The 12,778-nt window shown below is 64.8% G+C and carries 9 protein-coding genes; all 9 read right to left on the bottom strand.

The genetic code is table 11. The features are described 5' to 3' along the window. Window positions 1-38: 38 nt before the first annotated feature. The 9 genes from EWM63_RS16180 to hutC all read right to left on the bottom strand — a co-directional run bounded on the left by EWM63_RS16180 (window position 39) and on the right by hutC (window position 12,711). On the bottom strand, window positions 39-1,955 hold the full coding sequence (locus EWM63_RS16180; RefSeq protein ID WP_130187460.1) for an AAA family ATPase: 1,917 nt from the start codon (window positions 1,953-1,955) through the stop codon (window positions 39-41). A gap of 475 nt (window positions 1,956-2,430) precedes the next feature. Beyond that, window positions 2,431-4,140 carry an ArnT family glycosyltransferase gene (locus EWM63_RS16185; RefSeq protein WP_130187461.1) on the bottom strand — a complete coding sequence of 570 codons (1,710 nt, stop codon included), beginning with the start codon at window positions 4,138-4,140 and terminating at the stop codon, window positions 2,431-2,433. A gap of 91 nt (window positions 4,141-4,231) precedes the next feature. After that, window positions 4,232-4,501, bottom strand: coding sequence for a type B 50S ribosomal protein L31 (locus EWM63_RS16190; RefSeq protein ID WP_130187462.1), 270 nt, complete (start codon window positions 4,499-4,501; stop codon window positions 4,232-4,234). 349 nt (window positions 4,502-4,850) lie between these two features. Next, a complete protein-coding gene (gene rho, locus EWM63_RS16195) occupies window positions 4,851-6,113 on the bottom strand; it encodes a transcription termination factor Rho (RefSeq protein WP_130187463.1) in 1,263 nt (420 codons plus the stop codon). Between the two features lie 131 nt (window positions 6,114-6,244). Beyond that, a complete protein-coding gene (trxA, locus tag EWM63_RS16200) occupies window positions 6,245-6,571 on the bottom strand; it encodes a thioredoxin TrxA (RefSeq protein WP_107140476.1) in 327 nt (108 codons plus the stop codon). 263 nt (window positions 6,572-6,834) lie between these two features. Further along, window positions 6,835-7,248 carry a response regulator gene (locus tag EWM63_RS16205; RefSeq protein WP_229487308.1) on the bottom strand — a complete coding sequence of 138 codons (414 nt, stop codon included), beginning with the start codon at window positions 7,246-7,248 and terminating at the stop codon, window positions 6,835-6,837. Between the two features lies 1 nt (window position 7,249). Continuing rightward, entirely contained in the window at window positions 7,250-9,781 is a 2,532-nt protein-coding gene (locus tag EWM63_RS16210; RefSeq protein WP_229487310.1) for a PAS domain-containing hybrid sensor histidine kinase/response regulator, read from the bottom strand. Further along, a complete protein-coding gene (locus tag EWM63_RS16215; protein ID WP_130187464.1) occupies window positions 9,724-11,886 on the bottom strand; it encodes an ABC transporter substrate-binding protein in 2,163 nt (720 codons plus the stop codon). The genes EWM63_RS16210 and EWM63_RS16215 overlap by 58 nt, the downstream gene beginning before the upstream one ends. Window positions 11,887-11,976: 90 nt before the next feature. Continuing rightward, complete coding sequence (gene hutC / locus EWM63_RS16220) at window positions 11,977-12,711, bottom strand: histidine utilization transcriptional repressor HutC (RefSeq protein ID WP_229487312.1); 735 nt, start codon at window positions 12,709-12,711, stop codon at window positions 11,977-11,979. Window positions 12,712-12,778 lie beyond the last annotated feature (67 nt).

Consider the following 12,778-nt stretch of genomic DNA (forward strand, 5'->3'; position numbering starts at 1 on the left):
CGCATCAGCGGGCCTTGTCGTATCTGGAGCGGGGCGCCTTATGCTGCCAGGCGCAGCGGTGCCGGGTCGAGGCGTTCGTGCAGCAGCTTGAACACGTCGTCCTTCGTCAGCACATACTGTTCCATCAGCACGTCCTTCAGCGATTCCATCACGTCGCGATAGTCGCCGATCGACTTCAGCGTCTCGCTGTACAGTTCGTCCGCCTTGGCTTCCACTTGCACCAGCGTGTGCTCGCCGCTCATCTCGTTCTTGAACTGGCTGTAGTCCAGCTTGGAACGGGAATACATCGACAGGCTGTTGACCATCGTGTGCAGCATCGAGGTCGCTTTCTGGATGTCGTTCTGGCTGCCCACCGAGATGCCACGGGCACCGTAGAACAGTTCTTCCGCCGCCACGCCACCGTACAGCTGCATCACGTCGCGTTCCAGTTCTTCCAGCGTGCGCAGCGACATGTCGTCACCGGCGGAGAGCACGTAGCCCAGCGCGTTCAGCTTCGAGACCGATTCCGTGCTGATCTTCAGCAGGTGCGACTTTTCCTTCACTTCGTCCAGCGTCATGCCGGCACGCAGGAACGGGTCGATCTGCATGAAGAAGTGGCCCAGTTCGTGCAGGGCGATGCGCTCGCGCTGGCGGGTCTTCTCGGCCGTGGTGGCGCGGTCGGTCAGGCCGATCGTGGCGCGCTCGAAGGCACGGAACATCAGGCTGGTGTTGATCACCGTCTTGTCCTGGATCGACAGCAGCGAAGCGCGGTCGACCACGGTTTCCAGCAGGGCCGGCGACAGGTTCTGGGTGATCTCGGCAATCTGGTCCAGGTTCATGTCGCTCCAGTCCACCAGGCCGTCTTCCTTGCGCTTCAGGAACGAGCTCAGCAGTTCTTTGCGTTCCTGCTTGTTCGGCAGGCGGAAGTTGATCTTCACCGAGAAGCGGCGCAGCATCGCTTCATCCATCTGCGAATTGTTGTCGTCGAAGTTCGACGCCACGACCCAGATCACGCCCTTGCCTTCGTCGCTCTTCACGCCGTCCAGCAGGCCGAGCAGGGTGTTCGCGGTGTCGTCTTCCCATTTCTTCTCGCCGCGGCCGCGGGGCATGAACAGCGCCTGGGCTTCGTCGAGGAAGATGATGCAGTTGCCGCGTGCGGCTGCCTTGCGGTACAGCGCGTTCAGCGATTTCGAACCGCCGCCGATGTAGCCCGATTCCAGCGCCGAACCGGAGGCCGAGATCAGCGGGTAGCCCAGGCGCTTGGCCAGGTAGCCGGCCAGCTTCGTTTTACCCGTGCCGGCAGGGCCCGTCAGCATCACGTTGAACGGCTTGTCGATATTGTGCTGCTTGTAGACTTCGCGGTTGCGGATCATGTCTTCCAGGTGCAGCACTTCCTGCTTGATGTCTTCCATGCCGATCAGGTCGTCCATCGAACCCTTCAGCTTGTCCGGCGAGATCACGGATGCGGAAGCGCCGCCCATGCCGGGAATGCCGAACTTGAGCACGAACAGCAGCAGCACGACGAGGAAGATGTCGAATGCGTGGCGTTGCAGGAAGGCGGTCACGCTGGCCATCTGGCCGCCGTCGTCCAGCAGCACGGCCTTGTGCTGGGCCAGATAGTCCTCTTTCGCGATCGCGTACGGCAGGCCGTTGCGCAGCAGGACTTCACGCTCCAGGCTCAGGTGCGAGGTGCTCGGCACCTTCACCACGTGCAGCTGGGCCGAATCCTTGAACTTGTAGATATAGCGGGGCGAATCCGACAGCGGGCGGGCGATCAGCAGGTAATCGAGCCGGGCGCGCTGGCCAACGAGTGCCGTGATTTCCGAGATGTTTTGCGAGCGGACGACCGGGCTGGTGTCCTGCGTCACTTCGGTGCGGATGACAGCGAAAACCACGGCCGCGACCGCCAACACGATGAGGGCAAGGCGCACCCAGGTGTTCTTGAGCGCAAGCTGAAGTTTATAGAAATTGAACATGTGGCAGACTCAACAAGACAAGTATTGTCGTTAGCAAGACACTGAAGCGCGGTTGCGGGGCGCTTCAGCACCAACTGGTTAATCCGGCACGCGGGGTGGGGCACTGCCGGAGTGTCGTTGGCGAGGCACGGGCGCTGCCTGGGCGGCAGCTTATATCTGTTGACCTGTAAGCGGTCTTTAATGCCGGGCGGCAACGTAGCGTATATGTGGACTATACCGGGCCACACAAGCTTTGTCTTTAGTTTCCTGAAGAAAAAATCTTGATGCACAACAGGTTTTGCAACTGTTAATTACGGTCTGTCTAGCCAGATTTACAAGGTGGCTTTGCGTGTTTTAACGCCCCATCGGCGGCGGCCGTTGGAGCCCGGCAAACCATTGCGCCGCGTCACATGGAACAGCATATATATATCCGGTACACCGGCCACCCGGTGCCCGTCGCCTGGTGCGCTCATGCACGCGCTGCTGCGCAACGAAGTCAAGGCACTGTCCGGCGGAACAGCCGGAAGCGTTCGCTGCGGTCGCTGACGCGGCGGCCTTCCCACAGCAGCGTCCAGTCGCCGGGCGGATCACGTCGCACACCGCGCGAATAGTCTTGCCACAGCAGCAGGCGGCACTGCGGCTGGTCCACGCTGTTGAAGGGCAGCTTGCCGAAGTAGGCAAACGACGCGCGCTGGGCAGGCCCGGCATTGCTGGTCACACAATCGGTATCGGCCGGCAGCACGGCCGCGGCCTGTCGCGCTACCGTGGCGTAGCTCTTGTTGTAGTTGGTGAGCGGCAGGAACAGTGTCATCCACAGGATCCAGATCAGGATCACCCCGCCCGAGGACAGCACCACGGCGCGCCACAGCACCGATGGCCGGCGCGAGACGCGCCAGTGCACGAGCAGGAACCAGCCCAGCGTGGCGGCACCGGCCACGACGAGCGCCAGCCAGTTCACTTCCGGCACGTAGCCGGGCACCAGCCGCAGCACGTTATGGGCCGGCTTCGGCGGCCAGCCCGTCAGCTGGGCATACCAGAATAGCCACAGCAAGGCCGCACCCAGGGTCAGCACCATGACCGAGAACCAGTCGATCGCATTGATGGCGCCACGCTGCACCGTCAGCAGGCCGAACGCGGCCATGATTGCCAGCGGCGGCACCAGCATCAGCAGCTGGGCATGCTCCGGCGCCGGGTGCATCAGCAGCATGATGGTGGCGATCAGCACGAACGTGGTCGGCACCACGATGTGCAGCAGGTTGTTTTGCCGGCGCCATGCGTAGCCCGCCCACAGCGCGAACGGCCAGGCGGGCCAGAAGAACCACACGCCGTCGCGCAGGAGGATCTGCAGCGGGCGCAGGCTCGGCAACGCCAGCTGGGCCATGTTCCACGTATTCCACGATGCCTGCGGCGACTGGCCATACGGCTGCGCGATCGTTGCCGCCACCAGCCAGGGCAGCGTGACGGCAACCGCCACGCCGAGCGAGGCCAGCAGGTGGGGCAGCGCCTTGCCGGCCGGGATCGCCAGGAAGCGCGTGCAGATGAACAGTGCGACCAGCAAGAAGGCGGGTGGCACCCAGCCGCGCGCCAGCGTCATCAGGCCCAGCGCCATGCCGATCAGCGCGGCATTGCGCCAGCAGGGCTTTTCCATATAGCGCACCGAGCGGTACAAGGTCAGGGCCAGCAGCGCCGTCAGCAGCGGTTCGGACGTGGTTTCATGGCTGTGCTGCAGGAAGCCCAGGCAGCCCAGGTAGATCAGCAGTGCCGCATCGGCCAGCGTGCGGCCGAAATCATCCGGCTCGGGCTGGCCGCCGAACGCCAGCCGCAATGGCTGCGCTTCGGGTCGCCGGCCCAGGTTGAACGTGGTGTACCACAGGGACAGCACGCCCAGCAGGAATACGCCGATGGTGGCGATGCGCGCCGCCAGCACGTCGCCAAAGAGGCCACCGAACAGCTTGATGCACAGCGCGCCCAGCCAGAACATCAGCGGGCCTTCTTCCGGCATCGACATGCCGGCGATGTTCGGCCACAGCCAGTCCTGCCAGGCGCCATGCGCCATCGTCCACATGATGCCGAAGCTGGCGGCATCGTCGTTCTTCCACGGATCGCGGCCGATCACGCCCGGCAGGATATACAGCATGGCCAGGGCAAACAGGCCCCAGCGGGGCAGGGCAAGCACGGCGGAGGCGGGAAGGCGGACTGGCTTCATCAATCAATGCGGTCGGAACTCGGAAACAGGAGTATCGGTGATAACAATAAAAAAAGGCAGCCGCAGCTGCCTTTTTTCATGCCCGGGGGGATTAGCCCTGCGAGACAGCGGTCTTGGAACCGACCTTGCCGAACTTCTGGCGGAACTTTTCCACGCGACCGGCGGTGTCGACGATCTTGTGCTGGCCCGTGAAGAACGGGTGCGATTCCGACGAGACTTCGATCTTGACCAGCGGGTATTCTTTACCGTCGAGGGTGATCTTGTCGCGGGTGTTGATCGTGGAACGGGTCACGAACTTGAAGTCGCAGGACAGGTCGTGGAAGACAACTTCGCGGTAATCCGGATGAATTTCGTTTTTCATGGTGCTTTACTCTCAAAAGTTGGTAGCCAAACAGCACTTCGTCGGTCGAACAGCTTCTTGACCCGATTGCCGCCCACTTGCCGGGGTTAAAAACAGCCGGGGATTATACCGGAAAACGGGGCGGCGCAAAGAAAAACCGGTGTCTGACACCATTTATCCCTGAGGATAAATGGTGTCAGACACCGGTTGCTCGGCGGCTGCTGGTTGAGTCTGGCCGCCGTTGCGGAGCCTGATAAGGAGGCTTAGCCGCCGCGGCGGTGAAGCAGGGGTTTCGTATGGCACTGCCATGCGCCTGCGAAACGGATTGGCCCTGCAAGGCCAATCTCCTTGCGCCTCACTTCTCGCGGCTTCAGCCGCCGCGGCGCATCATGTCGAAGAACTCGGTGTTCGTCTTCGTGGCGCGCATCTTGTCGAGGATGAACTCCATCGCTTCGATCTCGTCCATCGAGTACAGCAGCTTGCGCAGGATCCAGATCTTTTGCAGCTCGTTCGGCTTGATCAGCAGTTCCTCACGGCGCGTGCCGGACTTGTTCAGGTTGATCGCCGGGTAGACGCGCTTCTCGGCCAGGCGGCGCTCCAGGTGCACTTCCATGTTGCCGGTGCCCTTGAATTCCTCGTAGATCACGTCATCCATGCGCGAGCCGGTTTCGATCAGGGCGGTGGCGATGATCGTCAGCGAGCCGCCTTCCTCGATGTTGCGGGCGGCGCCGAAGAAGCGCTTCGGGCGCTGCAGCGCGTTGGCGTCCACACCGCCGGTCAGCACCTTGCCCGATGCCGGGATCACGGTGTTGTAGGCGCGGGCCAGGCGGGTGATCGAGTCCAGCAGGATGACCACGTCCTTCTTCATCTCGACGAGGCGCTTGGCTTTCTCCATGACCATCTCGGCAACCTGCACGTGGCGGGTGGCCGGTTCGTCGAACGTGGAGGCGACGACTTCGCCGCGCACCGAGCGCTGCATTTCCGTCACTTCTTCCGGGCGTTCGTCGATCAGCAGCACGATCAGCGTCACGTCCGGGTGGTTCGCCGTGATGGCGTGCGCGATGTGCTGCAGCATCACGGACTTGCCGGATTTCGGCGACGCCACCAGCAGGCCGCGCTGGCCCTTGCCGATTGGCGCGATCAGGTCGACGATACGGCCGGTGATGTTCTCGGCGCCGTTCATCTCGCGCTCGAGGCGCAGCGGCTCGTTCGGGTGCAGCGGCGTCAGGTTCTCAAACAGGATGCGGTGCTTCGAGGCTTCCGGCGATTCGCCGTTGACCTTGTCCACCTTGACCAGCGCGAAGTAGCGTTCGCCATCCTTCGGCGTGCGCACTTCACCTTCGATCGAGTCACCGGTATGCAGGTTGAAGCGCCGGATCTGCGACGGGGAGATATAGATGTCGTCGGTCGACGCCATGTAGCTGGCGTCCGGCGAGCGCAGGAAGCCGAAGCCGTCCGGCAGCACTTCCAGGGCGCCATCGCCGAAGATCTGCTCGCCAGACTTGGCGCGCTTCTTCAGGATCGCGAACATGAGCTCCTGCTTGCGCAGGCGGGCCGCATTGTCGATATCCAGACTGATGGCCATTTCCAGCAACGCCGAAACGTGCAAGGCCTTTAATTCAGATAGATGCATAGATGTTTGAGTGTCCCGTGACGGGAAAGTAGGGTAGGGGAGGGAACTGCGTGGACTAATAAATTCGGGGGGCTGATGCCGCGATCCCGGCCATGCAGGTGGTGCTGCGGGCGCAGCACCACCTATATTACTCAAATATTGCTGTCGATGAAAGAGGTCAGTTGGCCTTTTGCCATGGCGCCTACTTTCTGGGCAGCCGGCACGCCGTTCTTGAACAGGATCAGCGTGGGGATGCCGCGGATGCCGAACTTGCCCGGCACGGTCTGGTTCGCATCGACGTCCAGCTTGGCGATCGTCAGCTTGCCGTCATATTCCTTGGCGACTTCTTCCAGGATCGGGGCGATGCTCTTGCACGGGCCGCACCACTCGGCCCAGAAGTCCACCAGCACGGGGCGGTCGGATTTCAGCACATCGGCTTCGAACGACGCGTCGGTAATGTGTTTGATATTTTCGCTCATGTTGTTTTCCCCTTTCGGGATCAGATTAAGTTCGCCTGGCGCCCGGTGCCGTTGCCTCGGGACCACCAGCCCGTTGCAGGGCAAATGGAGCCGTCGCACAGCAATTCAATGTCTGTCCATCGATGACAGCTCGCGATGGAAAGCCTCAATGTAAAGCCCCGATGGAAAGCCCAATGACCGATCACGATTGAAGACAGATCGATCAAGAGCCGGATAACGAGGCTTGCAATAGGGAATCAGGCGGGGATGGACCAAATAATAACCTATTTTTTGTCACCGTGTAGCTGCGCGGGCCTGCTCCTGGCCACCTCGAGAAGGTCGCCCAGCGCGGTGCTCGACAGCGGCTTGCTGCAGGCACCCAGGATCGTCAATCCCTGCGCCATCGCCAGCGTTTCGGCTGCGCGCAGGATGCCGCTGTCCATGCCCGACAGCAGGATCACGCTGCCATCGAAACCGCCATCGGCCACGGTGCGCAGGAACTCGATGCCATCCATTTCAGGCAATGACAGGTCGCACACCAGCACGTCGGGCCGGAACGCCGGCAGCGCCTTGAGCGCGCGGCGGGCATCGGTTTCGGCATGCACGTTGGAATAACCCAGGCCGCCCAACATGTCCTTCAGCATCTCCAGCATGAAGGCATCGTCGTCCAGCAGCAGGATGCGCAGGGCGTGGTTCATGTCACTTGTCACCAATGGTTGTGTGGTTAATGATGTGCTCCCTGATCTGGCCCAGCAGCGGGCGGAATTGCCCGACCAGCGCCCAGGCGCCCCGTTCGGCCGCGGGGCCGGCCTGCGGCAGCGCTTCCATGCGTTCGCACAGCTCGCCCATGCCGATCGCGCCCACGGTGCGGGCCGCCGCCTTCAGGCGATGGCCCAGTTCGCGGATGCGCGTCACGTCGCCATCGGCCAGGGCTTCGTCCAGTTCCGCCATCCCGGCCTCGGCCGATTGCAGGAACTTCAGCGCGAAATTGCGGATCTTGTCCGGCTGGTAGCCCAGCACCTGGGCCAGCACGGAAAGGTCGATGACTGCCGGGTCGCCCGCCAGCGCCACAGGCGGGCGGCGCAAGGCGGCACCGCCGGCGCCGTTGTCACCACCATTGTCACCGCCATTATCACCGCCCTCGCCGCCATTGTTCGCGCGGCGCGCCGGCAACCATGCCGCGACCGTGCGCACCAGCAGCGCGGGCTGGATCGGCTTGGCGATGAAGTCGTCCATGCCGGCCGCCAGGCAGCGCTCGCGCTCATCGCTGGTGGCGGTGGCCGTCATCGCCAGCACGCGCAGGCCGGCCAGGCGCGCATCGGCGCGGATCCGGCGCGTTGCCTCCAGCCCGTCCATCACCGGCATCTGCACATCCATCAGCACGCAGTCGAAGCGGGCGTCCGCCAGCTGCTCCAGCGCTTCCGCGCCATTGCCGGCCAGCCGCACCACGGCGCCGGCTTCTTCCAGCATTTCCAGGCCGATCTGCTGGTTGAAGGCATTGTCTTCCACCAGCAGGATATGGGCACCGTTCAACGAAGCCGGTTCGGCCGCGGATGCCGGCGGCGGCGCGGCGGCAGGGGCGGCGGTGCCGCCGATGCCGAGACGGGCCGTGAACCAGAACGTGCTGCCGTCGCCCGGCACGCTCGACACGCCCACTTCGCCGCCCATCAGCTGCGCCAGCTCCTTGCAGATGGCCAGGCCAAGGCCGGTGCCGCCATAGGCCCGGGTGGTCGACGTGTCGGCCTGCTCGAACGACTGGAACAGCTTGCCCATCTGCTGTTGCGTCATGCCGATGCCTTCGTCGCTGACCTCGAAGCGCAGCACGCAGCCGGTATCGTCGCCCGCCACGCGCCGCACGCGCAGGCCGATCGTACCCTGCTCGCTGAACTTGATCGCGTTGTTGGCGTAGTTGATCAGCACCTGGCCCAGCCGCAGCGGGTCGCCGCGCAGCGTTCGGGGCACATCGGGATCGATGGCGATGTCGAGGTGCAGCTCCTTGCCGGCCGCCTTCGGCGCCACCACCGTCGTCAGCGTTTCGATCACCTGGTCGAGCGGGAACTCCACCTGCTCGATATCGAGCTTGCCGGCTTCGATCTTCGAGATGTCCAGGATGTCGTCGATGATGCCCAGCAGATGCTCGCCGGCGAAGCGGATCTTTTCCAGGTAGTCGCGCTGCCGCGGATCGAGCTCGGTCTTCAGCGCCAGGTGCGCCATGCCGATCACGCCATTCATCGGCGTACGGATCTCATGGCTCATATTGGCCAGGAACTGGCCCTTGGCCTGGCTGGCTTCCTCGGCGATCTTCTTGGCCTGGTCGAGCTGCTCGGTGCGTTGCGCCACGCGTTCCTCGAGGTGCTCGTTCAGCTCGCGCAGCGCCTGTTCCTGCCGCTTGGCCTCGGTGACGTCGATCGACATGCAGATCAGGTATGCCGGTTCGCCATGCTCGTTGAACACGGGTTTCTTGAACGTGCGCAGCGTCAGCTGCTGGCGCAGCGCGGGATTGAACAGCGTTTCCTCGTAGTCGATCTGCTCGCCGCGCGCGAATGTCTCGCGGTCGCGCCGGGCAAACTCGGCCAGCTCTTTCGGCGAGTGCAAATGCGCGTAGCTGCCGTTGTGCAGGTCGGCCATCGTGTAGCCGAACTGGTGTTCGCAGGCGGGATTCATCAACAGCAGCCGCAGGTCCGGGCCCTTCAGGAACAGGCCGATCGGCATCATGCTGATGATTTCCTGCAGCCGCTGCTCGCCCTGCCGTAGCGCGTCGACACTGTTCTTGCGCTCGGTGATGTCGGTCAGGCTGGCCACGGCCATCGTGGCGGCGCCCAGCTCGTCGCGCATCGGTTCGGCGTTGACGGACAGCCAGCAGATGGCGCCATTGTCCCCCGTCACGCCCATCACCACGTCGCGCACCGAGCGGCCGCTGGCCAGTGCCCGCTGCACCGGGTGTTCGGCGGAGGCGAACGGGCGGCCATCCTCGTGCATGCCCGGCCACAGCCGTGCACCGCTGGCGGCGGCGGGGCCGAGCATGCGGGCCGTGGCCGCATTGCATTCGAGGATTACGCCCTCGCTGTTCAGCACGATCAATCCATTGGTGACGGCATTGAACACGGAAGCCATGCGCTGGCTCGAATTGCGCAACGCCACCTCGGCCAGGCGCCGGTCCGTGATGTCGCTGATCATCGCCAGCGTGCCCGTGTACGCGCCGTCGTCGGCGTGGATCTGCGTCGTCGACACCAGCCCCACATCGATGAGCCATCCTTGCGGTAGAAGCGCGCATCGCCCTGTTCCGCCTCGCCGGGGCGGCGGCGCTGGTTCTGCCGCGTCAGCTGTGCCACGCTGTCCTCGTCCAGGAAGTCGCTCATGGGGCGGCCCAGCATCTCGTCCGGTTCGTAGCCCAGCATGCGCGCCATCGTCGGGTTGACGAACGACGTGCGGTCGCCCGCCTCGAGCATCCAGATGCCTTCGGTCGCGGTCTGCACGATCAGCCGGTAGCGTTCCGAGCTGACGTGCAGCGCCTGTTCGGTGCGCTGGCGCTGGGTCATGTCGCGCACCGACACCACCGACAGGCCCTGGCCCGCCATCTCGATCGGTGCCAGGTGCACCATCGCAGGGAAGTGGGCACCGTCGGCACGCCGCGCCGTCAGCACGCGGCCCGGCAGGTTCGGGCGCGAGAACAGTTCGCGCGGCAGGCCCGGGGCGCTGCGCATCACTTCCGGCACCAGCAATTCCATCGACAAGCCGGCCATGTCGCCGGGCTGGTAACCGAAGCAGGCGGCGGCGGCCCGGTTCACCTGCTTCACGCGGCCGGCGCGGTCGGCGATCAGGATGCCGCCGGGCATCGCTTCGAGCACGCCGGACAGCCGTTCCCGCTCGGCCACCGCGCGGTCGCTCACCGGCCCGATCGTGCCGCTCGCCAGCAGGGGAAGCGCGCCGCTGCGTTCCGTCACGCGTCCGCGCAGCACGGTCCAGCGGAAACCGCCGTCGCGGCAGCGCATCCGGCATTCGTGCACCAGCAGTGTGTCGTCGACGGGATCGGAGCCGATGCGCGACATCTCGTGCACGAGGTGCATCCGGTCGTCCGGGTGCACGTGCTGCAGCCAGGCGTCGCGATCCGCCGGCGCGAACCCGCCCGCGCCATAGCCGAGCAATTCGCCGACGCGCGGCGACAGGCGTACCTCGTCGCTTTGCGGATGCCATTCCCACACGCCCTCGCAGGCCGCATCGAGGGCGCGTTCGGCCACCGGTGCCGCTGGCGCCGGCGGTGCCACAGCCGCCGGCAGCGGCCCTGGCCGCGCGCTGCGCACCCGCCAGATGGCGGCGGCCCCCAGCAATGCCGCGAGCATGCCCGCCGCGACCAGTGGCCAGCGCGAGTCCGGCACCTGCTCGCGGTACAGGAATTGCTCCAGTGGCACGCTGCGCGGCAGCATGCCCAGCGTGATGTAGGTATTGGCGATCGCCTGCCAGCGCGCCGGGTTGCTGTAGCCGGGTTCGACCAGTGGCTGCTCCATCAGCTTCGCGGTCTGGCGCGCTTCGTACATCAGGTGCTCGCGCGAGGCGCCCTGTGGGTAGCGGGCGCGGATCAGGTCCACGATTTCCTCGGGGTGTTCCATCGCGTAGCGCCAGCCGCGCAGCGTGGCCGCCCGCATCGCACGCGCGCGCTCGGGATGTTCGCGCAGTTCGTATTCGGTGGTGAACAGGTTGTCGCCGTAGAAATCGATGCCGGCCGCGCGCGGCGACAGCACGTCGTAGCGCGCACCCGCGCGCTCCAGCAGGTAAGGCACTTCCGTGATGTAGCCCGACATCGCATCGACCTTGCCTTCGACCAGGTCATCGACCCGCCGGCTATGCGGCAGCAATTTCAGGTCGGCCGGCTTCACGCCCTGGCGCAAAAGGTAGGCTTGCAGTTCGTCGTCGCCGGACGCGAGCATCATGCGCGCATTGCGTAACGGTAGCGCCTTGCCATCCGGCGTGCGGCGAACGAACAGCGCCGCCGCCGAATGCTGGAAGATCGTCGCCAGCACCACGACCGGTTCACCCCTGGCGCGGTACACCAGCAGGCTGCTGTTGCCCGTGCCGTACTGGGCCCGGCCGGACAGCACGCTGCGCACGGGATCGCCGTCCGGCAGCGCGTCGAGCAGCGTCACTTCCAGCCCCTCGTCGCGGTAATAGCCCTTGTCCTGGGCAGCGTAATAGCCGGCGAACTGGAACTGGTGGCGCCACTTCAGCTGCACGGCCACCTTTTCCAGCCCGAATGCCGGTGCACAGGCGCACATCAGCAAGGCCACCTGCAGCAGGCGGCGGCGACGTGCGGAGCGGGCGGGAGTAAACGGCAACAGCAACGGCTTCCTTTCTACAAGCTGGCTCAGGCGGCAGGAGCGGTGTACGTGGTGAAGACAGGCGAAGACCAGACTATACAACGGCCAGCGTGCTCAGGCGTGCGCGCCGGTCGTCACGCTGCCCGCGAACTGGTAGCGGTGGCCGGGGTGCCACATCGTCACGAGCGATGCCACCTTGCCCGCCGAGCGCGTGCGCCGCCGCAGCACGAGGCAGGGCTGGCGCGCATCCATGGCCAGCATGTCGGCAATGTCGCGCGGCGCGGCCAGCGCTTCCAGGCTGTACGTCGCGGCCTGCAGGGGCGCCGTCGCCAGCAGGTATTCGCTGGGCGTGACGCGGGTGAAATCCTGCGCCAGGTAATCGGGCACCACCTGCGGGTTGACCCAGCGGTCCTCGACCTGGATCGGCACGCCGTTCTCGTAATGGACGATGATCGAATGGAACAGGATATGCCCGGCAGTCACTTCGAACCCCTTGGCCAGCAGTTCGTGGGCGGGCATCTGGTCGAGCCGCTGCAAGGTGCTGCGGTGCGTGTGGCCGCGCGCACGGATCTCGTCGGCGATGCTGCGGATTTCCAGCAGCGTGGCCTGTACCTTCTGCGGCGCCACGAAGGTGCCCGAGCCCTGGCGGCGCGTCAGCACGGCTTCGGCCGTCAGCTCGCGTACGGCGCGGTTGACGGTCATGCGCGACACGCCGAACTGTTTCACCAGTGCCTGTTCGGAAGGAATCACGTCGCCTTCCTTCCAGTGCCCGGCGGCGATCTGCGCCACCAGGAAATCCTTGATGCGCTGGAAAATGGGCGTGCCTGCTGCATCGTGCGGTGCTTCCAAATTTCCTGCTCCTCTGCTGCGCCATGGGTCGCGGCATTCTAGGCCCTGAATGAAGCCCAAGGCAAGG

Source organism: Pseudoduganella lutea (assembly GCF_004209755.1).
GTDB classification, from domain to species: domain Bacteria; phylum Pseudomonadota; class Gammaproteobacteria; order Burkholderiales; family Burkholderiaceae_D; genus Rugamonas; species Rugamonas lutea.

Excerpts from the sequence above, each read along its gene's own strand:
- EWM63_RS16190 (WP_130187462.1), bottom strand. The coding sequence starts at position 4,501 with ATGAAAAACGAAATTCATCCGGATTACCGCGAAGTTGTCTTCCACGAC.
- rho (WP_130187463.1), bottom strand. The coding sequence starts at position 6,113 with ATGCATCTATCTGAATTAAAGGCCTTGCACGTTTCGGCGTTGCTGGAA.
- EWM63_RS16180 (WP_130187460.1), bottom strand. The coding sequence starts at position 1,955 with ATGTTCAATTTCTATAAACTTCAGCTTGCGCTCAAGAACACCTGGGTG.
- trxA (WP_107140476.1), bottom strand. The coding sequence starts at position 6,571 with ATGAGCGAAAATATCAAACACATTACCGACGCGTCGTTCGAAGCCGAT.
- EWM63_RS16185 (WP_130187461.1), bottom strand. The coding sequence starts at position 4,140 with ATGAAGCCAGTCCGCCTTCCCGCCTCCGCCGTGCTTGCCCTGCCCCGC.
- EWM63_RS16205 (WP_229487308.1), bottom strand. The coding sequence starts at position 7,248 with ATGAACCACGCCCTGCGCATCCTGCTGCTGGACGACGATGCCTTCATG.